Raw genomic sequence first — 22,694 nt, 5'->3', positions numbered from 1 at the left:
GCAGCATCGGTCTTGTCAGGCCGATTGATTTGAGGGCGCAATATACGTCGCTGACGCGACGTGCCTGGAAGGACTGGAGACGTCAGTGGCGATCATGTTCGTCAGAGCGCAGGTGATCAGCAGGGGAGCGGGACGCAGTATCGTTTCGGCCGCCGCCTATCGTCATCGGGCGCGGATGATGGACGAACAGGCCGGAACCTCCTTCAGTTACCGTGGCGGCGGCGCCGAACTGAAACACGAGGAGTTGGCGCTGCCGGACCAGGTACCGGCCTGGCTGCGCGCGGCCATCGATGGGAAGAGCGTCGTTGCGGCCAGCGAGGCTCTTTGGAATGCAGTGGACGCATTCGAAACTCGTGCCGACGCGCAGCTTGCCCGCGAGTTGATCATCGCGCTTCCGGAAGAGTTGACGCGATCAGAGAACATCGCCCTTGTGCGCGAGTTCGTCCGGGACAACCTGACGTCCAAGGGCATGATCGCCGACTGGGTTTATCATGACAGGCAAGGCAATCCACACATCCACCTGATGACTGCGCTTCGACCTCTGACGGAACAGGGTTTCGGGCCGAAGAAAGTGCCGGTGCTTGGCGCCGACGGCGAGCCGTTGCGGGTCGTCACGCCGGACCGACCGAAGGGCAAGATCGTCTACAGGCTCTGGGCCGGCGACAAGGAAACCATGAAGGCATGGAAGATCGCCTGGGCGGATACGGCCAATCGGCATCTGGCGCTTGCCGGCCATGAGATCCGCCTCGACGGGCGTTCCTATGCCGAACAGGGGCTCGACGGGATTGCCCAGAAACATCTCGGGCCGGAAAAGGCAGCGCTTGCCCGCAAGGGTGTCGCGATGCATTTCGCGCCGGCCGATCTCGCGCGCCGGCAGGAGATGGCCGACCGGTTGCTGGCCGATCCGTACCTACTCCTGAAACAACTCGGCAACGAGCGCTCCACCTTCGACGAACGTGACATCGCCAAGGCACTGCACCGCTACGTCGACGATCCCGCTGATTTCGCCAATATACGTGCCAAGCTGATGGCCTCCAATGACCTCGTGCTGTTGAAGCCGCAACAGGCTAACCTGCAGACCGGCAAGGTGGCCGAACCTGCGGTCTTCACCACACGCGATATCCTGCGCACCGAATATGACATGGCGCAGTCGGCGGAAGTTCTGGCCCGGCGCAAGGGGTTCGGCGTCGCCGCGGCGAAGATTGCGGCGGCTGTCAGAACCATAGAAACCGCCAATCCGGAAAATCCGTTCACGCTTGATCGCGAACAGGTGGAGGCTGTCCATCATGTCGCCGGCGACACTGGCATCGCCGCTGTGGTCGGGCATGCCGGTGCGGGAAAATCGACGCTGCTTGCCGCGGCGCGCATCGCCTGGGAGAGCGGCAACTACCGCGTCTTCGGGGCGGCGCTTGCTGGCAAGGCGGCCGAAGGGCTTGAGGATAGTTCCGGCATCAGATCGCGCACGCTCGCCTCATGGGAACTAGCCTGGGAGAACGGACGCGATCTCCTCGACCGGCGGGACATATTTGTCATCGATGAAGCTGGCATGGTCTCGTCGCAGCAGATGGCGCGTGTGCTCAAGCGCGCCGAGGAGGCTGGAGCCAAGGTGGTTCTGGTCGGCGATGCAATGCAGCTTCAACCAATCCAGGCCGGCGCAGCCTTTCGGGCGATTTCCGAACGGATTGGTTCTGCCGAACTTGCCGGTGTGCGGCGCCAGCGTGAAGAGTGGGCGCGAGAGGCCTCCCGTCTTTTCGCCCGCGGCAAGGTCGAGGAGGGGCTGGATGCTTATGCGCAGCGGGGGCATATTGTCGAGGCGGAGAGCCGGGCTGAAGCTGTGGAGCGCATCGTTGCTGACTGGACGAGCGCTCGCCGCGACCTCATCCAGCAATATGCCGATAAAGAACAGTCGGTTCGCATGCGTGGTGACGAACTGCTCGTTCTCGCCCATACCAATGACGACGTAAGGCGGCTCAATGAAGCGCTGCGCAACGTCATGAAAGATGAAGGCGCCCTGACCGTCTCTCGTGAATTTCAAACGGAACGAGGCGTGCGGGAGTTCGCCGTCGGCGACCGGATCATCTTCCTCCAAAACGCCCGGTTCCTCGAGCCGCGTGCGCAAAGGCTTGGACCCCAATATGTCAAAAACGGCATGCTCGGCACGGTCGTCTACACCGGCGACACGCACGGCGACCCACAACTATCGGTCCGTCTCGATAATGGCCGGGATGTCGTCATTAGCGAAGACAGCTATCGCAATGTCGATCACGGTTATGCTGCGACCATTCACAAGTCCCAAGGTGCGACCGTCGACAGGACATTCGTGCTCGCAACCAGCATGATGGATCAGCACCTGACATACGTGTCGATGACCCGCCATCGCGACCGGGCCGATCTTTATGCCGCTCGCGAGGACTTTGTGCCGAAGCCGGAATGGGGGAAAAGATCCCTGGTTGATCACGCCGCAGGCGTCACGGGCGAGCTGGTCGGAACCGGCAATGCGAAGTTCAGGCCGCAAGACGAGGATGCCGATAAAAGCCCCTACGCCGATGTGAAAACGGACGACGGAAGCGTGCATCGGCTCTGGGGCGTAAGCCTTCCGAACGCCCTGGAGGAGGCCGGCGTGTCGGAAGGCGACACGGTGACGCTGCGCAAGGACGGTGTCGAACGGGTGACGGTGATGGTGCCCGTCATCGACGAAAAAACGGGAAAGAAGAGGCTCGAGGAACGGACGGTCCATCGAAACGTCTGGACTGCCAAACGGATTGAAACGACAGAGGTTCGCCGGCAGCGCCTCGAGGAGGAGAGCCATCGGCCGGAACTGTTCAAGCAACTGGTGGAGCGTCTTGGCCGCTCCGGCGCCAAGACGACGACCCTCGATTTCGAGAGCGAGGCCGGCTACCGGGCGCACGCCCGCGATTTTGCCCAGCGTCGCGGTATCGATACGCTCTCTGGGGTCGCAGCCTGGATGGAGGACGGAGCGGCGCGGCAGCTGGCGTGGCTGGCGCAGAAGCGCGAGCAAGTGGCGAAGCTTTGGGAGCGGGCGAGCGTGGCGCTCGGCTTCGCGATCGAAAGCGAGAAGCGTGTTTCCTATAGTGAGGAACGAGCCGAAACCCGGACGGCAAAAATTCCGACGGATCGACAATATCTCATCCCGCCGAAAACATTGTTTTCCCGTAGTGTCGGCGAGGATGCCCGCCGAGCGCAGCTTCGCTCGGATCACTGGAAGGAACGCGACGCCATTCTTCGCCCAGTCTTGCAAAAGATCTATCGCGATCCCGAAGGTGCGCTTGCAAGACTGAACGCGCTTGCCTCCGACGCGCGGATTGCGCCCCGCGAGCTTGCCGACGATCTTGAGGCCTCGCCGCAGCGTCTCGGCCGTCTGCGTGGATCGAATCTTCTTGTCGATGGCCGCGCGGCCCGCTTCGAGCGCGATGCGGCGGTGTCGGCCTTGTCCGAATTGCTGCCGCTGGCGCGTTCCCATGCCACAGAGTTCCGCCGCCAGGTCGAACGCTTCGGCATGCGAGAGGAGCAACGGCGCGCGCATATGTCGTTGTCGATCCCGGCGCTTTCCAAACCGGCTATGGCGCGCCTTGCCGAAATCGAAGCCGTACGCGAGCGCGGTGGCAAGGATGCCTACAAGACGGCCTTCGCCTACGCGGCGGAGGATCGCCTTTTTGTTCAAGAGGTGAGGGGGGTCAACGACGCTCTCAACGCTCGCTTCGGCTGGTCCGCCTTCACCGACAAGGCAGACACTGTTGCCCAGCGCAACATGATCGAGCGCATGCCGGACGACCTTGACCTCGACCGGCGCGAAAAGCTCAATCGTCTTTTTGCCGCCATACGCCGCTTTGCCGAAGAACAGCATCTTGCCGAAAGGAAAGATCGCTCCAGGATCGTTACCGGCGCCAGCGTCCTGCCTGGGAAAGAGACGGTGCCGGTGTTGCCAATGCTTGCAGCTGTAACAGAGTTTGAAACCCCGATCGACCACGAGGCGCGGGAGAGGGCGCGAGCTGTTCCTCACTACAGTCAAAATCGCGCCGCCCTTGCGAACGCGGCAGCGCGTATCTGGCGCGATCCGGCAGGTGCTGTCGGAAAGATTGAAGATCTGATCCTGAAGGGCTTTGCCGGTGAGCGGATCGCTGCGGCCATCAGCAATGATCCCGCTGCCTACGGCGCGTTGCGAGGCTCCGGCCGTATCATGGACAAATTGCTCGCTGTCGGCCAGGAGCGGAAGGAGGCTTTCCGTGCCGTCCCGGAGGCGGCAAGCCGTGTGCGGTTATTGGCCACCTCATTTAGGGCCGCATTTGATGCAGAGAGGGAGGCGATCACTGAGGAGCGCCAGCGCATGAGCATTGCCATCCCGGGACTGTCGCCGTCCGCCGAAGATGCACTGAGAGAACTCTCAGTGGCGATGAAGAAAAAGAACTTCAGACTCGACGTCGCTGCCGGCTCGCTCGATCCCGCGATTAGTAAGGAGTTTGCAACCGTCAGCCGCGCCCTCGACGAGCGCTTCGGCCGCAATGCCATCCTGCGTGGAGAGCTGGATGTTATCAATCGCGTGCCGCCTGCTCAGCGCCGTGCGTTCGAGGTAATGCGGGAACAGTTGAAGGTGCTGCAGCAGGTTGTCCGCATGCAGGCAAGCCAGAACATCGTAGCAGAGCGCCAACGGCGTGTACTCGACCGCGCCCGCGGCGTTATCCTCTTTAACCAATGAATGGAAAGGAGATGAATATGGCTGGGAAGGAGATTTCTTACGACGCAATCGTCCGCGCTGAGGTCGGCGCCCAGGTGCGTCATATGCCTTGGTGGTACTCTGGATAGCCGCGATGCGTTGTTCAATTTCGACAAGCCGCGCCTCATCTGTCTCAATAGCAGGGTCGCCTTCAGCGCAGGCTTCGATCTGCGCCTGCAATTCATCGAAGGTCTCCCCAAGAGCCTAAAGCTCGGCCTGTTCTTCCTCTGTGAGCTCTCGTGTTTGCGGATAAATCTGCCCGTAGCCGTCTTCGGTGACACCGTCAACATCGCCGCGCGGCTTGAAGGAGTTGCTGAACCTGGAGGCATAGGTGTCTCGCGGTCCATCAGAGATCACGTCGTGAAGCAAAGAAAGCTAAAGTTTGAGGACGCTGGCTTTCAGTACGAGCCTTTCAAAACAATACGATTTCGGGATGGTCTTCTTCGCTGCGATCGGCGAAGTCTTGCTCATTGTGTTCGAAGGGAGAAGCGATTCCGATGCTTGGCTGACACCTGTGCTGAGCTTGTCCCTCATGCTGTTCGCTTGCGGCAATGCGTTGCGTGGCCGGAAGATGGTCAGCCGGCTCACGAGCGTCAACGACCGCGTCGCAAGCTGGGAGTTCTAATGTCAGTTATCTAACCCACTTTGATGGGTTGAATAAATTGAAAATATGCATTATTTGAACCATTGAAAGGGTTAATTAATGCGCCTAACGCTCCAAACCCATTTTTATGGCCAGTGGCATCACGCCGCGACGCTAGAACTTAAGGATGACGCGGCCGGCTTCCAGGGCGCGTCCATCGTCGATTACGATCTCGACTATTTCGTCACAATTGCATCTGCGGAGTTCGCGGGTGGAAAAACGGTTCGCGACCATCGCGCGTTATCTGTCCGATATCCCGTTGATCTCGAAAATCGATATAGCCGCAACTGGCCGCCCTTCCTCTTGGATCTCATGCCCCAGGGGCATGCGAGGCGAAAGCTTGCCGAGCATCTCAGTCTTGCTGAAGGCTCGCGCGCTTCTGATCTCCCGCTGCTTCTGCGATCGGCGGCGGGCGGCATAGGCAATATCCGGATCAAAGAAGCGGCGGAGGCCGAGACGGAACGGCTGCGCGGTGTTGAGCGCCAAGGCGTTACAGAAGCGGAAATCCTTGAGCGCTCGGATCGTTTCATGGAAGTCGCCGATCGCTTCGGAATGCTCGCCTCTGGCTCAAGCGGCCTGCAAGGCGAATGGCCTAAGGTCTCGATGACCCAAGCGAATGACGGTCTCTATTATCCCGACAGCTTCGTGACTGATGATGAAGCCGTGCGCCACGTCATTGTCAAGCTGGTCCGCAGCAACGAGCCCGTGGACCGCCTTATACTCGAAGGCGAAGCCCTCTATTCGCGGATCGCTCAAGAGATCGGCCTGAATGTGGACGAACCTTCGACCTATGCCGAAAGTGTCCTGATCATTCCTCGGTTCGACCGGAAGAAAAAAGAAGGTGGCGGAACCGTTAGGCTGGGCCAAGAAAGCCTGGTATCCGCGATCGGCGTTGCTGATTTCGGTCATGTCGGCTCGCACGAGGCCTACATCGACGTTTTGCGCCAATATTCTGCCAATCCCTTCGCGGACATTGTCGAATACCTGAAGCGGGACATCGCCAATTTGGCGCTCGGCAATCCCGATAATCACGGCCGAAATTCTGCACTGAGTAAGCACCAGGACGGCACGATCCGCCTGTCTCCGCTCTTTGATTTCGCGCCAATGCGGCTTGCCAAAGAGGGGATCGTTCGTTCCACCCGCTGGGCGATGATGCGGGACGTTGGTCGCGATCACCTTCCCGATTGGAAACGCATTTGCGCTGAACTGATCCCTGATCCTGATGAGCAGAATGCGCTCGCAGCTGACCTTTCCGTGTTTTCCGAATACCTCCGGCAAACACCGCCTATGGCGAAAGATATGGGTGGGTCTCCGGAAATTCTAGAGCGTGCAATGGGACGCTGCATTGAAATCGCGGAGAGCGTTCTGGCGGCGTGCCAGTGATGCCGGAGGACAGCTAAATGGCTCGATGGAGAAAGCCAACGAAAGAGGAAATTCTTGAGAACCGGCGAACACTGGCGGAACGCGCTCGGACTGGCGACTTGAGGTTACCTGAGGCTGTTGTTGAAATCCGAAGGGGGCTTGGTTTGACGCAGGACGAATTCGCCAAGACGCTATCGCTCACCAGGCGCCAAGTTGCTGAGATCGAAGCCGGGACGGCGAACCCAACGCTCGAAACTTTAGGGAAGATTGGCCGATTGTTCGGATTTACTGTGGGGTTTATTCCGAAGGCGCAATGATGGCTGAATTTTCTCGGAGGATGGGCGTTGGTACTAAGGGTCGAATAAGAGCAGTCCGAAATCGTACGATAAGGTAGATCGGAGCATGAACAACGTCGTAGGCTAGATCTTGCGCATTGGATCTTTGTGGATTGCCATTGACATACGCCAGTTTTCATTTTTCTGTCCGGCCCGACACGACAACGCGCAGCGCAGATTGGTCAGGGATGGAATCGGGCGATGGCAAAGCGCAAGCTTCTCAACGATCAATATCGACAGAAGCTTGTCGACATACCAGTCGACGAGGACAGCCTGATCCCACAAATTCGTTGTCATTGGCGGATCGCCTGGAGATCGAACTGCGGAGACGTGATCACAACCGGCAAGGCTTTGCCATTCCGCTATGTCTGATGCGATACCGCCGCTCTTGATTTCTCGCCTGCATCATTGCCCATGCCGTGTATCTTTTATCCCCGGAATCCGAAACGAAAACGAAAACGGCGAAGGAAACACATTCTTGCGACTAAGCGCAAACTATCCCATAAACATCATCTTGCATTTGGTCACTGGTCATCGTTCTGTTTCAGCTCATCGGTCTGACTTCATAAAATGACAGGCCCCGGTGAGGTGGACGGATGGATGTTGTTTGGCAGGAGTGACTTAAACTTGGGGCGACATTTTCGTAGAGTGGATAAACGCAACCCACATCATTGGTTGCATTTGCCGTCAGTCATAACACTCAGTCTGACGTTGCTCAATGCATGCGCCGGTCGCCCTACCGGTGTTCTTGAACCTGTGCCAGCCAGCCCGTCAGCCGCTCGTGTCGAAATGTTGGTCGCCACTACTCGAGATCGGGCGGCAACACCGGGCGAGATGTTCAGTGGCGAGCGAGCACGCACTCCAAAATTCGCAGACATCACGGTCTCTATTCCCCCTAAGACAGTTCGCAGGGTGGGTGAAGTCGATTGGCCGCGCAGGCTGCCGGCGAATCCGGCGACGGATTTTGCGACGCTCAAAGCCGACGAGATCGACCGTGACGCGGCGGAGGATTGGTTAGGTAGTCATGTGCGCAAGAGCTCTGACCGCAGCGTTCTCGTCTTTATCCATGGCTTCAATAACCATTTCGAGGATGCAGTATTCCGTTTCGCGCAAATTGTTCACGATTCGGGAACGGACAGTGTGCCGGTGCTCGCGACGTGGCCGTCACGCGGGAGCCTACTCGCTTATGGCTACGACCGCGAAAGCACCAACTATACTCGCAATGCAGTGGAACACTTGTTCCAGTCCTTGGCGCAAGATTCCGACATCAAGGAAGTATCGATACTGGCTCATTCAATGGGCAATTGGCTGGCGCTGGAGTCCTTGCGGCAGATGGCCATTCGAAACGATGGTCTACCGAAAAAGTTCAAGAATGTGATGTTGGCGGCGCCGGACGTCGACGTTGACGTATTCGGCTCGCAGATCGCCGACATGGGTAAACAACGGCCGCGTTTCACCCTCTTTGTCTCTCGCGACGACCGTGCGCTGGCCGTTTCCCGCCGAATCTGGGGAAATGTCTCCCGGCTGGGGGCCATCGATCCGGAGCAGTCACCTTATAGAGAAGAACTGGCAGCAAACGCGATCACCGTCATCGATCTCACTAAGGTCAAGGCCGGCGACAATCTACACCACTCCAAGTTTGCAGAATCGCCCGAAATCGTCCAGCTGATCGGTCGCCGCCTGTCCGACGGCCAGACTCTCACCGACAGTCGTCTTGGACTTGGTGATCATGTCGTCACGGCGACCGCCGGGGCGGCTCAAACCTTAGGAACCGCCGCGGGCCTGATCTTGTCGGCACCGGTGGCTATCGTCGATCGAAACACACGGGAGAATTATTCCCACCACGTTAAGACACTAGTCGGACTTTCCGACGGAGCAAGGCCGCGCAACGCCGCCACGACCCCCCTCGGTAAAGCAATACATGCGCACGGTGGCAGATCTGTTCGGAATTGACATGGTCCGGCCACTCTAAATAGCTTTGACGGTGGTCGTTGATAACTTGGTACGCCTTATCTTCACCGGGTTCCTTCAGTCAGCCATGCGCCATTGCCTGCGTTTCTAAACGTCGTGCTCACATTACCGCATTTTGGGCCAAATACGATCAGATGCACGCGTAGTACGATGTCGCTATTGGAAATAACATTCCTCATAATACGTAGTCTTTCAGTATGGACGGCGCAACTCAGAGGGAGTAATGCCCCAAGCGCGTTTCATCTGTGACGTCATGTGACTGTGGCTTGAAAAGCCAACCGCGGTCGCGATCTGATTCAGAGGTAAATCGCGACCAAGGATGAGTTTTCTTGCCTCATCAAGACGTGCGTTAAGTATGTATTGGTGAGGAGTCTGGCCCGTCGAATGTTTGAATGCGCGAATAAAATGACTGGGCGAAAGGGCTGCGACCGTGGCCAATTCTTCCGTTGTAAGAGTTCTTGTCTTATTCGCGTGGATAAAATCTCTAACCTTTCGCAGCGCCAACGGAGACAGTCCTCCGCTCGGAATTTTTCGTCCTGTCAGCGTCGAATAATTGCGAAGCACGTGGGTGTAAGAGACGGTGATTAATGCGTCCAGCAATTCTGGACTAAGAGCATCGCCGTCGTCGAGTTCCTTCAACATCCACAACGCAAGCGTATGGAGTTGTTTGTCGATGAAGCCAAATTGCGGGGGCTGAAGCTCAAATGAGCTATTGCTCAATTCCGCACCCGCCAACCGCTCAAGCCGCATGGGATCGATGTCAATACGGACGCCGTCGATTGTTCCCGTCCAAGTGCCCAAAACCTGACTGTTGCACGGGATTACGTCTACAGCTCCTGGCAAAATAGCGCCCGTATACTTTCGATCGGTATTTACCGCTAAGTTCCACCCCGAATCCGGCGACAGGTGTATAACCAACGCGTGTGCGTTCTGAATGTAGTTTATCTCATTGGAGCCGGTACGGGTATAGCATACGGCCGCACCGTTCAATACAATCTGAGGCCCCCAAGAGAGTGATCTACCCTTTAACATTGTTGTGCCCAAAATTTTTAGACGGCTACTAACGATAAACTCAGGGATTGGCCGGATTCGATATGGCAATGCGCTGCGGCTGGGCTGGCCATCTCGGCTTCGAGATACACTCCTAGCGCAACAATTACGACGATTACATCACCCCTCATCCTTCATACAACTCGATTTTGCGGATTATGTAAATATATCATTATGATACGGATCTCTACACAGAGCCAGCGCTATCAAGATTTTACCATTTTTCCACGTTCTTACCATTATCTGTTGCCCAACTCGCTCTGAGGGGATGATCCCTGACACTTTATGTGGTCTTTCTTATCCAAAAAATCGAAGCACCGCTTTGGCGGCTTGCATTCCTTTTTCCAGGGACAGTAGGAGAGAGCATGAGCAAAAGACAGGTTTGGTTGTCGAAAGTGAACATGTCTAATATTATCAGGCATGTTGGAAAACGAGCCAAGATCCTCGCTGTTAGTTTTGTCTGCCTGGGGCTTATGGTCCCATCTGCGTCAGCGGCGACCAAAGATTGTGATGGCGTCGAGCTTGAGCTAACAAAAGTGCGCAAGCAAGATTATGCCGCTGTGGTTGCATCGGCGGTCGATCACAAAGTCAAGCCTGTGCAGGTGGAATTCAATGCCATTCTGGAGAGTGACGACTGGGCTGCGGCGTATGTTTCCACGCCCATCGCCGACGACGGCATGATGTTTTTCCAGACCGTCAACGGAAAGAAGCAATTTCGAGACGTCTGGGCTGGATATGCTGACGATTCAGATAGGCCGGATCTGATTAAATGGGCGCGGAAACTTGGAGCTCCTGAGAAACTGGCCCGGTGTTTCGCCCAGATTGTTACTGACTGAACTTTCAGGAACCTGGTTCTCCTGCAGCCGCTGGCAGAGAAGTTGCGAGAAGTTTGCGTAGCGCCCTGGCCTTTATGTGAATTGGCAAAGTATTCGATAGGCGTTGGAAAGGCTTGGCCTGAAGTCGGGGATGCCCCCCCATCGTTGAAATCAAAGCGGTTAACGATCGATATCATTTCTGGGAGCAAGTCCAAATGTTCAGATACGCCCTGTTGGCGGCACTTTTTTTCGGTGCGCCGTTGACAAGTTTCGAGGCCAAGGCGCAATCGACGGTCGAGTGTCAGTCACGCAATTATCAATATGATGAATGCTGGGCAGGACCCCTCGCGAAACCTCAGCTAATTCACCAAGTTTCTGGTGCTCCTTGCATTTTAAACCGCACTTGGGGCTACAATCCCAAGTCGAAATACATTTGGGTAGCTCAAGGTTGTCAAGGCGTCTTTGCCGACGTCTCCGGCTACCACCATGGGCGGGGGGACACCTTCGATCAAAATGCGCGCATGTATGATCAGCGAGGACACGACGCGGGTGCCGTGGTTGGTGGCGCTATCCTTGGTGCTCTGATTGAAGGCATGACGGACGATTCAAAGCGTAAGCATCACCACACGACGAGCAACTACCGGGGAGACGATGGCTATAACGGCTGCCACGGCGTTGGCTGTATGGTCGACAACCCGGATCGAGCTGCCGATGATACGCCGCAATTTGACAACGAAGGTGAGCCGAATTTCGATACCCACGGCAACTATCAAGGATGCCATGGCGCCGGCTGCCTGGTTGATGATCCTGGAGATTCAGACAATTCGGAATGAGGCAAATTTAACGCGGTTCGTGCGGGTAGATACTTGCACTCCTTACACCTCGAGGGGCAGGACCTGCGTTGAAGTTTATCTTGGTTGAGTGAACCGATAGTCCCCTCCGCTGCACTCATCAATTTGGCAGTGGAGCTATCGCGCGTGGGCCTTCTATATTTGCGGCCACGTTGCTACGGGATTTGCATGGTTTTCAAGGGGAAATTATGAGCGCAGAAGTAGTGGAAGCAGTAAACAACTCCGGAGCACACGGTGGCCCGGACCTGATCGCGGTTGTGGTCTTGCTCGCAGCGGCGGTCATCGCTGTTCCTGTATTCCGGCGGCTCGGTCTTGGCTCAGTTCTTGGCTATTTGGCAGCGGGCCTTGCCATAGGTCCCTTTGGAATGGGGTTTTTCCACGAGGCGCAATCGATCCTCCATGTCGCGGAACTGGGAGTCGTCCTGTTTTTGTTCATCATCGGCCTTGAAATGCAACCTTCGCGACTGTGGGCTATGCGTGCTGATATCTTCGGGCTAGGGCTGCTACAGGTCGGAATAGCGATCGCGGCACTCGTCTGGGTCGGGTTGGCGCTCGGCTATCCAGTTGTTCCGAGCTTCGTCGCCGGCACAGGTTTCGTGCTCACCTCAACCGCGATCGTTATGCAGATGCTGACCGAGCGAAACTCGATGGCGCAGCCCAAGGGGCGGCGCATGGTGGCGATTTTGCTGCTTGAGGATCTGGCGATCGTCCCGCTCCTGGCGCTCGTGGCCTTCCTTGCTCCAGGTGGGGCGGAGGCGACGCTCTCGGACCGACTGACGAGCGTGGGTATCGGGCTCGCGGCGATTACAATTCTGGTCATTGCGGGACGTTATCTTCTTGATCCCATGTTCCGGCTTTTAGCCCGTTTCGGCGCGCGTGAGGTGATGACCGCCGCTGCGCTGCTGGTCGTGTTCGGTGCGGCGATTCTGATGCAGGCAGGCGGGTTGTCGATGGCCATGGGTGCGTTTTTGGCAGGGGTGCTCCTATCCGAAAGCAGCTTCCGCCATCAGCTCGAAGCAGATATCGAGCCGTTCCGGGGCTTGCTGCTGGGTTTGTTCTTTCTGAGCGTCGGCATGGTGTTGGATCTCGATACCATTGTGGCGAACTGGGGCGTAATCGCGATCAGCGTTCCGGCCTATATAGTGCTGAAAATGGGGGTCATATACGCCGTTGCAAGAGCGCTGAAAACCGAGAAATCGGAAGCGCTTGAGCGAGCCGTGCTAATGGCGCAGGGTGGCGAGTTCGCATTCGTCCTTTACGCGACAGCCACCCAGTTCGGAATTCTGACACCCGAATGGAATGCCAACCTGACGGCGGTGATCATCTGCTCAATGGCGTTGACCCCTCTAATGATCATCCTGCATGATCGGTTCGCGCCTAAACCAACGGGTTCGATGGACGGCGTAGACGCTGTGCGAGAGTTGTCCGGAAATGTCCTGTTAATCGGGTTCGGCCGGATGGGGCAGATTATCAGTCAGCCACTCCTGGCACGTGGGTACACCCTGTCGATAATCGATACTGATGCGCAGGCAATCCAAGATGCAAGCGTTATAGGTTTCAAGGTTTGGTACGGTGATGGGGCACGGCTCGACATCCTTCACGCGGCCGGGGCGGCGAACGCGAACCTGATCATTGCAGCGCCCAATGACAGGGCCGCTGTGACAAAAATTGTTGAATTGGCAAAGCATGAATTTCCGATGGTCCCCGTACTGGCGCGGGCTTATGACCGTCAGCATGCGCTGGAGCTTGTACAGGCCGGGGCGGAGTTTCAGCTACGCGAGACCCTTGAAAGTTCGTTTGCTATGGGGAAGCAGGCATTGCTGGCCCTCGGCGTCGATCCGAAGATTGTCGATGAGGTAATGGAGACGTTTCGCGAGCGGGATGTCGAACGTTTCGCTCTGGAATGCGTCGGAGGGATCTTCGCAGGGCGCGACCTAATCATCGGGAATAGCAAAACCCAGCACTGACAGGGGATCCTGTTGTGAACTGATCGAAACTTCAGAATGTCAAACGTGGATCGCGAGGTTTTCTTCATGGCCTGTTACGTTCGGGCCGCCACGTCCGTCTGTCTCGGGCCGCCATGATCGCACTCGAAGCAGGGGTTGCAGCCCGCCTGCCGCACGCACCACTCAAAAGGTCGCTCCGACTCCAGACGGCGCCGCTTGCTATGAAAGGTTTTAAAAATGAAACTTCGACTGTTGATGTTGGCCACTGCCGTGGTTTGGGCAACCCCGGGGTTCTCCTTTGCGGCAGACAAGTGCGCCAATGCCGAGGACCAGGCGACTTTGACCCAGTGTGCCGAAGCTTCGTTCAAGAAATCCGACAAAAAACTCAATAATCTTTACAAACAGATAGAAAGCCGCCTGAGCGACGACACAGATATCAAAAATCTTCTGGTTCAGACACAGCGTGACTGGGGGAAGTTTCGTGATGCCGAATGTGCTTTCCAAACCGCAGGGGCGGCCGGAGGGAGCATGATGCCAATGCTTGTGCTGATATGCCGGGATAGTTTGACGCAATCGCGCGTCAAGGACTTTGAAGGTTATCTGCAATGTCAGGAAGGGGACATGAGTTGCCCGGTTCCGGCAGCCAACTAAAAACTTCGAAATTTCTGAGGCCAAGATACCTGGAAAACAAGCACCCAGCACATTGGCTATTATGGTGCGGGATGCCTCGTCGCTGATCCGGGCGACACCGAGCAGTCGTATAAACGGTAAGCCTGCGGCTTTTGTTCAAGGAAAAAACAAATTGAAAAATATCGTGATTTATACGGCATTGTCTACACTGATCGTCCTCACGGGTTGCGTTAACAACGACAAGCCTTGGGTCAAGGATGAATCGGCCCGCTCCGAGACCGATCAGGCCATTGCTGAATGCAAGTACCAGGCCAAGGCCGCAACAATCGGGATCGGACAGGGCCAACAGTACAAATCTTTCGGTAGTGCAATCGCAGCCGGTATCGATGACGGTATAGAACAAGCCGTCGATCAGAAAGAACTTATTGCTGATTGCATGAAGGCCAAAGGCTTCAATCAGTAAGCGGGAAGTTTATGACAATGAAGATCAGGATAGGATTGCGCAGTGCTGCAACACGCCGACGGTGGAAACGATGAGAGAACAGAAGCGACCGACAGGACAGGCAGCATGTAATACCCTACCCGTCTTTTCGGGTATATCCCGCATCCGTTTTGTGCACCTCCTGCGTTCGCCTCCGCTTTGTGTGCTCATGTTCAAGTCATTCAATGCTGTGGTTGTGTTGATTGCAGGACTTGTAATCTTCCCGTTCATAACGTCGGCAGCCAGCGCACAAGCACAACTCTCCGAGGCACGTCTTGTTAACGTTGGTGTCTATGTCAGTCCGCCTTTCGTCGTCGCCGACAACAATAGATATGATGGTATGGCAACTGATTTGTGGGAAGCTGTTGCTAGTGACCTGAATCTGGCAACCCGTTATGTGGCCTATCCCACATTGCGTGAGCTCGTGGATGCGACGAGCAATGGCGAGGTGGACGCCGCTGTTACAAACCTCACTATCACCAGTGCCCGTGCTCAACTTCTGGCCTTCACTCAGCCTTGGTACGACGCCGGCTTGCGTCTCATGGTGCCGAGTGTGCGTTCATCCGGATTTGATCGCTTTCTGTCAGGGCTTTCAGATGCTGGCCATTTGCAGGCTTATGGCTGGCTTTTAGCTGTTATTGCTGCGGCGACGATTGGTTTTACATTGTTTGACCGGAAGTTCGATCCGGAATTTCCCAAGCGCTGGCATGAAGGTGCAGCGGAGAGTTTTCACCATGTCATATCGATCGCGACCAAGGGAAAGACAAGTGGCAGAAAAAATTTGTTCGGGTGGATCGGCCGTATCTGGCAAACGGTATGGATGCTCGTGGGCGTCGGTATAATCGCCTACGTAACGTCCTCAATCACAAGCGTCATGACGACGGTCGCCATCGAAAGAGGCATACATTCCGTCGCTGACCTGCCGGGAAAGACAGTTGGAGTGTTCAAGGGGAGCGCCTCCGAGGAGTTCATCGCTGCAACAGGGATCGTGTCCCGTTCTTACCAGGATATAGATGCAGCTGTGTCAGCAATGAACAAGGGAGAAATCGACGCTATCGTCGGTGATGCTCCGGTCCTCGAGTATTATGTACATTCCAGACCATTTGAAAACGTAGCAGCCGTCGGCAAAATCTTCCATCCGGACAAATACGGCTTTGCGTTTCGCGCCGACAGTGATCTCGTGCAACCGGTGACGTTGCAGCTGCTTAAACGCATGGAGGACGGTACTGTCGAAAAGCTGCGCAACCGATACTTTGGAAATACCGATTAACCCGGCCAGCGTTGATTGGCATGGAACGGAAAATCATATGATTCGTCTAGTTTTTCTTCTGCTTGGAGCACAGGCACTCAAACCTATCTGGCGTTTGTTGGCTGCGGCGGGCATCGTATGGATTCTCCTGGGCGTAGCTATCCTGTTTGACCTTAGCGATGGCGCTCTGTCAGTCGTACTTGATACTCTTGCCATATTCCTGATCGTCGAGGGATTGGTGGAGATCGCTGCAGCTGCCTCGCTTGGCCTTCGCCAACACTGGATCGATGCCATGCGTGGAGCAAGTTTTCTTGTTGCTGCATTTTTGGTGTTCAACGTTCCCTGGGATGACAATATCGGTGCAGCGATGGTGTTTGGCACTGCGTTTCTGATTGACGGGCTCTTTCGGATCGGCACAGCTTTCGTTGTCCATAGCCCGCGCTGGCGTGTCGGCATTGCAGCGGGCCTGATTGAAGTTGCACTGGCGACCGGAATTTTGATGTCATGGCCTGTGCCGCATCATCTTACAGTTCCGTTCTGTTTTGCGCTGTTGTTGCTGACCTCCGGCTATGGACTGGTGCGGTTGGCTCTTCCTTTGCGGCAATTGCCGGAAGGTGGCTCTGTAACATCACTGCCCCTTTATGCCGCGCGCAATTGGCAGGGAGGAGTTTCCCGGCCGGCTATTCCAGGAGGCGACGAGGCAGGGGATCTGAATAGCCATGCTTTGAATGTCTATGTCTGGACCGCAGTCGGTTCCATAAAGGATCCGGAGCGACGAATTCTGATAGACCGTTATATCGCAGCGGTCGACACGGATGGTGTAATCTCTACCGGACACGCGGCGCTTGAACTGGAGCCCGATCTTTATGTCAGTCACTATCCCGCTAGTGATATTGATCACAGTCCCGACGATTTTCGAGCTCTTCTTTCAGCAGGACATGAAAACGATGTTCCTGGAAAATTCAATGCATCGCTGGTTCAGGAAGCAGCCGACTGGTGCTTTCCGGATCAAAAAGTGACATTCCATAAATTCAATGCGACCGCGCTGCGTGCTTTTTGGGCGGCCTATTCGCAGGACAATACCTATAACTTGACAGCGCGTAATTGCTCGACGAGTGTCATCCAGGCACTTGATGCAGCTGTCGAGGGTGCCTCTTACACTGGCCATATTTGGCGGGACCTGTGGAAAATAACTAGTAATCCGCAATTTTGGTTACTCCGGATTGTCCGCGGCCGTGCCGAAGCCATGACGTGGACGCCCGGATTGGTTCTCGACTATGCACGCTTATTGCGCAGTACCGTGGAGCACAGCGACCGGCGCTGGCGAAGCAGACTTTCCGATGCCATTCACACGAGCCGGGATCTGGCCTCTGTAGCAGAAAGCAGCGAGAGCGAGGCCGTAGCCAAATGAGCGGATATATACGCACCACCAGTGTTGTCATTCTCACCGCAGCGATTTTCGGCCTGACGTACGGCCTCAGCGCCCCCCTCATCGCACTGGAACTGGCGGAAGCCGGCTACTCTGAAGGTTTTATCGGAGCCAACGGTGCCATGTACGCGATCGGCGTTCTTCTGGCAGCGCCCTATCTTCCGCACCTTGCACAACGATTGGGTTTCTCGGCCCTGGCAAAGGGTGCGCTGCTGGCATCGAGTGGCTTTCTTGTCTTGTTTCCTTTAGCTCCATTTTTGTGGATATGGTTTCCATTGCGTGCAGCGCTCGGAGCAGCATCCGAAACATTGTTTGTGGTTTCGGAAACCTGGCTGAACCAGCTCGTCGCGCAGAAAAACCGCGGTAGAATGATCGCCATCTACGTCACGGCTCTTTCGTGCGGGACTGCTCTGGGTCCTGCCATCTTGACCTTGGTGGGTCGACAGGAATCCCTCGCGTTCTTTATCGGCGCGGCAATCGCGCTTTTGGCCTGCGTCATTTTGTTTGTGGGTAAGCCAAAGGCAACGTCGCCCGCCCGAGAGGAAATGGGCAATCCATTCCGATATCTCAAGCTTGTGCCCGTGGCAGTGGCTTCTTCGGCACTCAATGCTGCGCTCGAAGCTGCCGGTCTCACCTTGCTACCACTTTATGCAATGCGGCTTGGCTGGACAGAGGATTCGGCGACGCTACTTCTGACCGTCCTGTTAATAGGAGCGATCACATTGCAATTGCCGATCGGATGGCTTGCTGACCGGCTGCCCCGCCAGCGCGTGTTAATCGTGCTGTCCATCGCATCTGTCATCGGGGCTCTTGTGTGGCCCATCGCGTTTTCCAACCCTTGGCTGGCCTATCCGCTGCTCTACTTCTGGGGCGGAGCCTTCGTTGGCATCTATACGACGACCATAGCCATTCTTGGCGACGCCTACAAGGATAACGAATTGCTTGGCATCTACGCCTTGCTGTCCGTCTTTTGGGGCATAGGTGCACTTTTGGGACCATTGGTTGGCGGGTTGGTAATGGAACTTTCTCCGCACGGCCTTCCCATCTTCGCAGCCGCCATCTGTGCCGCATTTACGTTGTTCTGCGCTTATCGCCAAAGAAAGAACAAGCTAGGCTCAGCGCGGCCGGGCATTTGACTGAAAACAGGAACGATTAAATGGAAACACCCGTCCCGCATCCTGAGGATTTTGCCCACGTTCGCATTATCATGGGAATGGTGCTTGGTCTCAGTCTCGCGCGTCTCGTCAATGGTCTGACGCGTTTTGTCCAGCACCCGGGAAGCATTCCAGTATACTCCGTACACATCGGCTGGGTGATATTCCTGCTGATCTCAATCATGCATTTCTGGTGGTATGAATTTCACCTGTCTTTCGTTCGTGCGTGGACATTCCCCATATATTTCTTCCTGATCGCCTATGCGATGATCTTTGCGGCTCTGACTGCGCTACTGTTCCCGGACCAGATGAATGAGTACAAAGGATTTGAAGACTATTTTGAATCCCGTAAACGCTGGTTTTTCGGGCTTCTATCCATCACGTTCCTCGTCGATCTCGTCGATACCTTCGTGAAAGGAGGCGATTACTTTCGCTCGCTCGGTGCCGAATATCCTATACGACAGGTGATATTTTTTGGGTTGGCCATTGTCGCGATGTTTCTTAAAAGCAAACGCCACCAGCTATGGCTAGTTGGTTTGGCTATTGTATATCAGGTGAGCTGGATTTTACGTACATACGATTTTCTACAGTAGCGTAGCATTTTGTTCAGAAGCGTACCCTCGATTCAACTGGAGCGCGGTGCAGAAATTTTGTTGACCGAATTTGAGCCGCCCAAACCGACGTGCGTGCAAATAGCGGCTCCGGGTGATCTGGGTCGCTGTCGCTCTGGGCATCGCGACGCCAGCCAAATAGCTGCGATGGACGAATTCCGATGCGATGTGCAATCGCTGAAACACAGGCACCCGGTTCCATCGCCTCTGAACCGCACCGGGTTGGCCGGAGGCTCCAACTTCTGAGAAAGTGGAGCCGACATGAGCAAGACAACAAACAAGTTTTCACCCGAAGTCCGCGAATGTGCCATCCGCATGGTGCTGGATCACGAGGCAGAGCATCCATCGCGATGGGCTACCGTTTCATCTATCGCGGCCAAGATCGGCTGCTCGGCAGCTACGCTGCACGAATGGGTGAAGAAGAGCGAGGTCGACAGCGGGCCTGCCGAGCGATGCGGCCGAGAAGATGAAGGCTCTTGAGCGGGAGAACCGTAAGCTTCGCCAAGCCAACGAGATTTTGCGCAAGGCATCTGCTTATTTCGCGATGGCGGAGCTTGTCTTATGGAATTCTTGGCTCCTGAGGCAAAAAGGAGCCGCTGCCCAGCACCGCAAATTGCGGGGCAGCGGCGGGGGCGGCGTCGTGCGGAGCTTGGTCTTGCAGGACCGCGGTCGAGTTTGACGAGCCCCCGTCTTTTCTAACGACCTGAACAGATACGTGGGCTGCGGGCCCGAACGACAAGCATAGGTAGGAAGAAAAGATGGCTAAGGATACCATCGGTATTGACGTTTCGAAAGACAGTCTTGACGCATTCTGGCATTCCCGGACGGAGGCGTGCTGCTTACCCAATACGCCTGAAGGCTTCAGGCAATTGTACGACTGGCTGGCAAATGAGGAAGACTTTCTCATCGTTTTCAAGGCGACCGGTGCCTATCACCGGGGGCTTGAGTGGTATCTCAGCTTGGCAGAACTGCCCTTCATCAAAGTCAATCCAAAGCAGGCGCGGCGCTTTGCGCAGGCCATCGGGCGACTGGCAAAGACCGACAGCGTCGACGCCAGAATGTTGGCGCGCATGGGCGTTGTGCTTGACCTGGCGCCTCAAGTCGCCGAGGGCGAAGATGTTCATGATCTCAGAGAGTTGCTGACTGCCCGCCGCGCTTTGGTCAAAGATCAGGTGACCGCGAAGACGCGGCTTGCTACTGCACTGAACCCGCTCGCGCGAGAGCAACTTGGTCGCCGCATTGAAGGCATCGGTGCCGATATCCAAGCGCTTGATGTGGTCATCGCCCAGATCGCCAAGCAGCGAGGTACACTTGAAGAGCGCATCTGCCGTTTGATGACCATCCTGGGGATTGGTCGGCCGACCGCGACCACCATGCTTATTGATATGCCAGAGCTTGGGCACCTCGACGGCAAGAAGATCACTGCTTTAGCAGGACTTGCGCCAATGACCAGCAATCGGGAAAGTGGCAGGGCAAGGAGAGGATCACCGGGCGTCGGTCATCAATTCGGCGCGCGATCTACATGCCCGCACTTGTCGCCATCCGCTTCAACCGGGACCTTCACGACAAGTATCAGCAACTACTAAAGGTCGGTAAAGCCAAGAAAGTCGCCATTACCGCCATCATGCGGCCCATCATCATCCTTGCAAACACCTTGCTGCGCGAAAGGCGAGATTGGTTGCCTGACCGCCCTTGACCAAGACAGATACTTGTCTTTCCGGGAGAGTTGAGAGGCTCCCTGATCCGAAGCCATCTTGTGTTATCCTCAGCGGGCGCTCCCTCCCTGGGGCCCCGTCACTCGAGTGTCTCGCCATCGGCGCGGTGCCATTCGAGCTCCGGGAGCATATGGGTAGCGACCTGAGAGAAGGTTGCCTGCAGCACGGACCGCATCCCGAGGAGTGTCAAAGGTTCCTCGGCCTCAATACGAAGGTGAAGGCCACCGACTGCGTGGGTGATGATGACGCGCCCGTCGTCAAAGGCAATAAGTGGTTCGGAATGATTGGTGGTGATTGAAAAAGACCAGCCGCGCAGGGTAGCGCACAGCAGATCGAGCGTCCGATCCGGATCCGGGATCGACACGAACGTTTCGGAAATGTGTTTGGCCATAAGAAATTCTCGGTGACGGGTCAGACAAATAGCAAAGCCGGAGCAGGGGCAGCGCGTGACGCGAATAGCGGTCGGCGATAAAGTGGCTCATACACTTGGAGTTTTCCGCAAATCGCAGCGAGGAGGCTGCATGAAACCTTTGATGCGACGCACCAGACGATCATAGGCACGGAAATAACCGTTTGACGTTCATTATTCCTTCCTGGATTCTTCATTCGGCACTCCACCAAGGCGCGGCTAGTGAACGACAGTGCTGCTAGCCGCCAAGGTTCACCACCAACATAAAGGTACTTTCGGAAAGCGCTTTAGCCCGGCATTATTCAGCCACGTCTTGCTCGGCAGTATCACGAGCGGCGTCTGCCTCAAGTGCCGATATATGGTCACGGCATACCTCGTCCACCAGACCGAGCAGTACCGTTGCTCGCTCGCCAATCCAATCAAGCGCCTCTTGGCTGATTTTGTAATGGCTTGAATAACGTGCCTTTACATATGCTTCGTTGATCGTATTGAACCATGCTCTCTCCCGATGGTGATCGCGAGGGAATGCCTCGATCAGTCGACGGTCCCGTTCTTCTGCGAATGATCGCAGGACTTTCAGGTTGTGGGACGCCGGCGTGTAGTTCGTCAGCGTCAAAAGAACGCTGGCATAGGCCTGCTCGATTGCCTGATGTAGGAGGAATGCAGCTTCACTGATCATTTCCTTTTGTAAAGCAGCGTCAGAAAGTGCCGCAAAGTTTCTTCCCGCGCCAAAACGCTTCTCAAAATGCTCTTTTGCCACTCGTAATTGTTCTTCCGGCGTCAACGTCTTGGGCTCTGCGAGCGGCTTGTCGTCCAGCTCGTAAAGCGTGATGCCTTCCTTGCGAATGTCGGAAAAGAAATGCTGGCTCTCCTGCAGAGATGTGTTCACTTCTCGCAGCGAGTGGACGATGATCTGCACGGGTCTCTTTATCATCTTGTCACGGATCAACCTGTCGGCAGCCTTGTACCAATACTCCGCAAAATCCGTCAGCTTGCGGTTGTTGACGATCACAAGAAGATCGAAATCAGATTTATACCCCTTGGATGTGAACGGTTCGTCCACCTGCGTACCCCTGGCATAGGATCCGAAGAGGATGATCTTCAGGATGCGGCCACGCTTTTTGAATTTCGCCGTGCCGCCCTCCAGGGCATCCTCGAATTCTTCGTGAATAATCTCCAGCGCGCGCTGGAGCTCCGTTTGTATTTGCGGAGGAATATGATCGAGCGATGTTTTCATGGTCGGCAAATGTCTTCTCTTCTCCGCAACAGGCTGGATTCGTCCGCCTCAATCTGTAGTTTACATCACACTTT

18 protein-coding genes and 3 pseudogenes are annotated in these 22,694 nt (G+C 55.9%); 17 read left to right on the top strand and 4 right to left on the bottom strand.

Features of this window, described 5'->3' with window-relative positions; all coding sequences use genetic code 11:
- The first annotated feature begins 85 nt into the window (after positions 1-85).
- From traA to ASD46_RS09770, 6 genes and pseudogenes are all read left to right on the top strand, one after another.
- Entirely contained in the window at positions 86-4,714 is a 4,629-nt protein-coding gene (traA, locus tag ASD46_RS09795; protein ID WP_060642147.1) for a Ti-type conjugative transfer relaxase TraA, read from the top strand.
- Positions 4,715-5,114: 400 nt separating this feature from the next.
- Positions 5,115-5,357: a hypothetical protein gene (locus ASD46_RS09790; RefSeq protein ID WP_236762011.1), complete on the top strand. Its 243-nt coding sequence runs from the start codon at positions 5,115-5,117 to the stop codon at positions 5,355-5,357.
- 78 nt (positions 5,358-5,435) lie between these two features.
- The gene (locus tag ASD46_RS09785) at positions 5,436-6,758 is read left to right on the top strand and encodes a type II toxin-antitoxin system HipA family toxin (protein WP_060642146.1); all 1,323 of its coding nucleotides are present in this window, start codon (positions 5,436-5,438) and stop codon (positions 6,756-6,758) included.
- A 17-nt stretch (positions 6,759-6,775) separates the two neighbouring features.
- Positions 6,776-7,054: a helix-turn-helix transcriptional regulator gene (locus ASD46_RS09780; RefSeq protein ID WP_003517384.1), complete on the top strand. Its 279-nt coding sequence runs from the start codon at positions 6,776-6,778 to the stop codon at positions 7,052-7,054.
- Positions 7,055-7,273: 219 nt separating this feature from the next.
- Positions 7,274-7,452: pseudogene (locus ASD46_RS27015) on the top strand (DUF4158 domain-containing protein); the annotation flags it as partial.
- Positions 7,453-7,699: 247 nt separating this feature from the next.
- On the top strand, positions 7,700-9,025 hold the full coding sequence (locus tag ASD46_RS09770) for an alpha/beta hydrolase (protein ID WP_373371965.1): 1,326 nt from the start codon (positions 7,700-7,702) through the stop codon (positions 9,023-9,025).
- A gap of 210 nt (positions 9,026-9,235) precedes the next feature.
- Here the strand turns inward: ASD46_RS09770 and ASD46_RS09765 are convergent, their stop codons facing one another.
- Positions 9,236-10,033 (bottom strand): helix-turn-helix domain-containing protein, encoded by a 798-nt coding sequence (locus ASD46_RS09765; protein WP_162248383.1) that lies wholly within the window; start codon positions 10,031-10,033, stop codon positions 9,236-9,238.
- 425 nt (positions 10,034-10,458) lie between these two features.
- Here ASD46_RS09765 and ASD46_RS09760 point away from each other — a divergent pair, with 425 nt between their 5' ends.
- From ASD46_RS09760 to ASD46_RS09720, 9 genes are all read left to right on the top strand, one after another.
- On the top strand, positions 10,459-10,929 hold the full coding sequence (locus ASD46_RS09760; RefSeq protein WP_323455110.1) for a hypothetical protein: 471 nt from the start codon (positions 10,459-10,461) through the stop codon (positions 10,927-10,929).
- A gap of 194 nt (positions 10,930-11,123) precedes the next feature.
- Positions 11,124-11,741: a DUF3011 domain-containing protein gene (locus ASD46_RS09755; protein ID WP_060642143.1), complete on the top strand. Its 618-nt coding sequence runs from the start codon at positions 11,124-11,126 to the stop codon at positions 11,739-11,741.
- 206 nt (positions 11,742-11,947) lie between these two features.
- Positions 11,948-13,726, top strand: a complete 1,779-nt coding sequence (locus tag ASD46_RS09750) for a monovalent cation:proton antiporter-2 (CPA2) family protein (RefSeq protein ID WP_060642142.1) — start codon at positions 11,948-11,950, stop codon at positions 13,724-13,726.
- A 216-nt stretch (positions 13,727-13,942) separates the two neighbouring features.
- Positions 13,943-14,356 (top strand): lysozyme inhibitor LprI family protein, encoded by a 414-nt coding sequence (locus tag ASD46_RS09745; RefSeq protein ID WP_060642141.1) that lies wholly within the window; start codon positions 13,943-13,945, stop codon positions 14,354-14,356.
- A 151-nt stretch (positions 14,357-14,507) separates the two neighbouring features.
- Positions 14,508-14,798, top strand: a complete 291-nt coding sequence (locus ASD46_RS09740; protein ID WP_210173797.1) for a hypothetical protein — start codon at positions 14,508-14,510, stop codon at positions 14,796-14,798.
- Between the two features lie 70 nt (positions 14,799-14,868).
- A complete protein-coding gene (locus tag ASD46_RS09735; RefSeq protein WP_323455109.1) occupies positions 14,869-16,086 on the top strand; it encodes a transporter substrate-binding domain-containing protein in 1,218 nt (405 codons plus the stop codon).
- Between the two features lie 37 nt (positions 16,087-16,123).
- On the top strand, positions 16,124-17,476 hold the full coding sequence (locus tag ASD46_RS09730) for an HdeD family acid-resistance protein (protein WP_082546172.1): 1,353 nt from the start codon (positions 16,124-16,126) through the stop codon (positions 17,474-17,476).
- Positions 17,473-18,630: an MFS transporter gene (locus ASD46_RS09725; RefSeq protein WP_060642139.1), complete on the top strand. Its 1,158-nt coding sequence runs from the start codon at positions 17,473-17,475 to the stop codon at positions 18,628-18,630. The genes ASD46_RS09730 and ASD46_RS09725 overlap by 4 nt, the downstream gene beginning before the upstream one ends.
- A 20-nt stretch (positions 18,631-18,650) precedes the next feature.
- Positions 18,651-19,241, top strand: a complete 591-nt coding sequence (locus ASD46_RS09720) for a hypothetical protein (RefSeq protein ID WP_060642138.1) — start codon at positions 18,651-18,653, stop codon at positions 19,239-19,241.
- Positions 19,242-19,254: 13 nt separating this feature from the next.
- On the opposite strand, the gene ASD46_RS27705 is transcribed toward ASD46_RS09720, so the two are convergent.
- Positions 19,255-19,461 carry a transposase gene (locus ASD46_RS27705; protein WP_236761981.1) on the bottom strand — a complete coding sequence of 69 codons (207 nt, stop codon included), beginning with the start codon at positions 19,459-19,461 and terminating at the stop codon, positions 19,255-19,257.
- Between the two features lie 59 nt (positions 19,462-19,520).
- On the opposite strand from ASD46_RS27705, the pseudogene ASD46_RS09715 reads away from it, so the two are divergent.
- Both ASD46_RS09715 and ASD46_RS09710 read left to right on the top strand, forming a co-directional pair.
- Positions 19,521-19,800: pseudogene (locus ASD46_RS09715) on the top strand (transposase); the annotation flags it as partial.
- A gap of 217 nt (positions 19,801-20,017) precedes the next feature.
- Positions 20,018-20,955 (top strand): annotated as a pseudogene (locus ASD46_RS09710) (IS110 family transposase).
- Positions 20,956-21,053: 98 nt separating this feature from the next.
- Here the strand turns inward: ASD46_RS09710 and ASD46_RS09705 are convergent.
- Together ASD46_RS09705 and ASD46_RS09700 are read right to left on the bottom strand one after the other, a co-directional pair.
- Entirely contained in the window at positions 21,054-21,365 is a 312-nt protein-coding gene (locus ASD46_RS09705; RefSeq protein WP_060642137.1) for a DUF2218 domain-containing protein, read from the bottom strand.
- A 316-nt stretch (positions 21,366-21,681) separates the two neighbouring features.
- Positions 21,682-22,620: a nucleotidyltransferase and HEPN domain-containing protein gene (locus tag ASD46_RS09700; RefSeq protein WP_060642136.1), complete on the bottom strand. Its 939-nt coding sequence runs from the start codon at positions 22,618-22,620 to the stop codon at positions 21,682-21,684.
- Between the last annotated feature and the right edge of the window lie 74 nt (positions 22,621-22,694).

Origin of the sequence: Rhizobium sp. Root491, assembly GCF_001427205.1 — a bacterium.
Taxonomy (GTDB): Bacteria; Pseudomonadota; Alphaproteobacteria; order Rhizobiales; family Rhizobiaceae; genus Agrobacterium; species Agrobacterium tumefaciens.
Note: the sequence above shows the minus strand (reverse complement) of the source record. Positions and strands in the feature narration are given on the sequence as shown.

What these genes read in the sequence shown, in the direction of transcription:
- ASD46_RS09705 (WP_060642137.1), bottom strand. Translation starts at nt 21,365, where the DNA reads ATGGCCAAACACATTTCCGAAACGTTCGTGTCGATCCCGGATCCGGAT.
- ASD46_RS09745 (WP_060642141.1), top strand. Translation starts at nt 13,943, where the DNA reads ATGAAACTTCGACTGTTGATGTTGGCCACTGCCGTGGTTTGGGCAACC.
- ASD46_RS09700 (WP_060642136.1), bottom strand. Translation starts at nt 22,620, where the DNA reads ATGAAAACATCGCTCGATCATATTCCTCCGCAAATACAAACGGAGCTC.
- ASD46_RS09785 (WP_060642146.1), top strand. Translation starts at nt 5,436, where the DNA reads ATGCGCCTAACGCTCCAAACCCATTTTTATGGCCAGTGGCATCACGCC.
- ASD46_RS09750 (WP_060642142.1), top strand. Translation starts at nt 11,948, where the DNA reads ATGAGCGCAGAAGTAGTGGAAGCAGTAAACAACTCCGGAGCACACGGT.
- ASD46_RS09725 (WP_060642139.1), top strand. Translation starts at nt 17,473, where the DNA reads ATGAGCGGATATATACGCACCACCAGTGTTGTCATTCTCACCGCAGCG.
- ASD46_RS09720 (WP_060642138.1), top strand. Translation starts at nt 18,651, where the DNA reads ATGGAAACACCCGTCCCGCATCCTGAGGATTTTGCCCACGTTCGCATT.
- ASD46_RS27705 (WP_236761981.1), bottom strand. Translation starts at nt 19,461, where the DNA reads ATGGAACCGGGTGCCTGTGTTTCAGCGATTGCACATCGCATCGGAATT.
- ASD46_RS09755 (WP_060642143.1), top strand. Translation starts at nt 11,124, where the DNA reads ATGTTCAGATACGCCCTGTTGGCGGCACTTTTTTTCGGTGCGCCGTTG.
- ASD46_RS09730 (WP_082546172.1), top strand. Translation starts at nt 16,124, where the DNA reads ATGATTCGTCTAGTTTTTCTTCTGCTTGGAGCACAGGCACTCAAACCT.
- ASD46_RS09760 (WP_323455110.1), top strand. Translation starts at nt 10,459, where the DNA reads ATGAGCAAAAGACAGGTTTGGTTGTCGAAAGTGAACATGTCTAATATT.
- ASD46_RS09735 (WP_323455109.1), top strand. Translation starts at nt 14,869, where the DNA reads ATGAGAGAACAGAAGCGACCGACAGGACAGGCAGCATGTAATACCCTA.
- ASD46_RS09780 (WP_003517384.1), top strand. Translation starts at nt 6,776, where the DNA reads ATGGCTCGATGGAGAAAGCCAACGAAAGAGGAAATTCTTGAGAACCGG.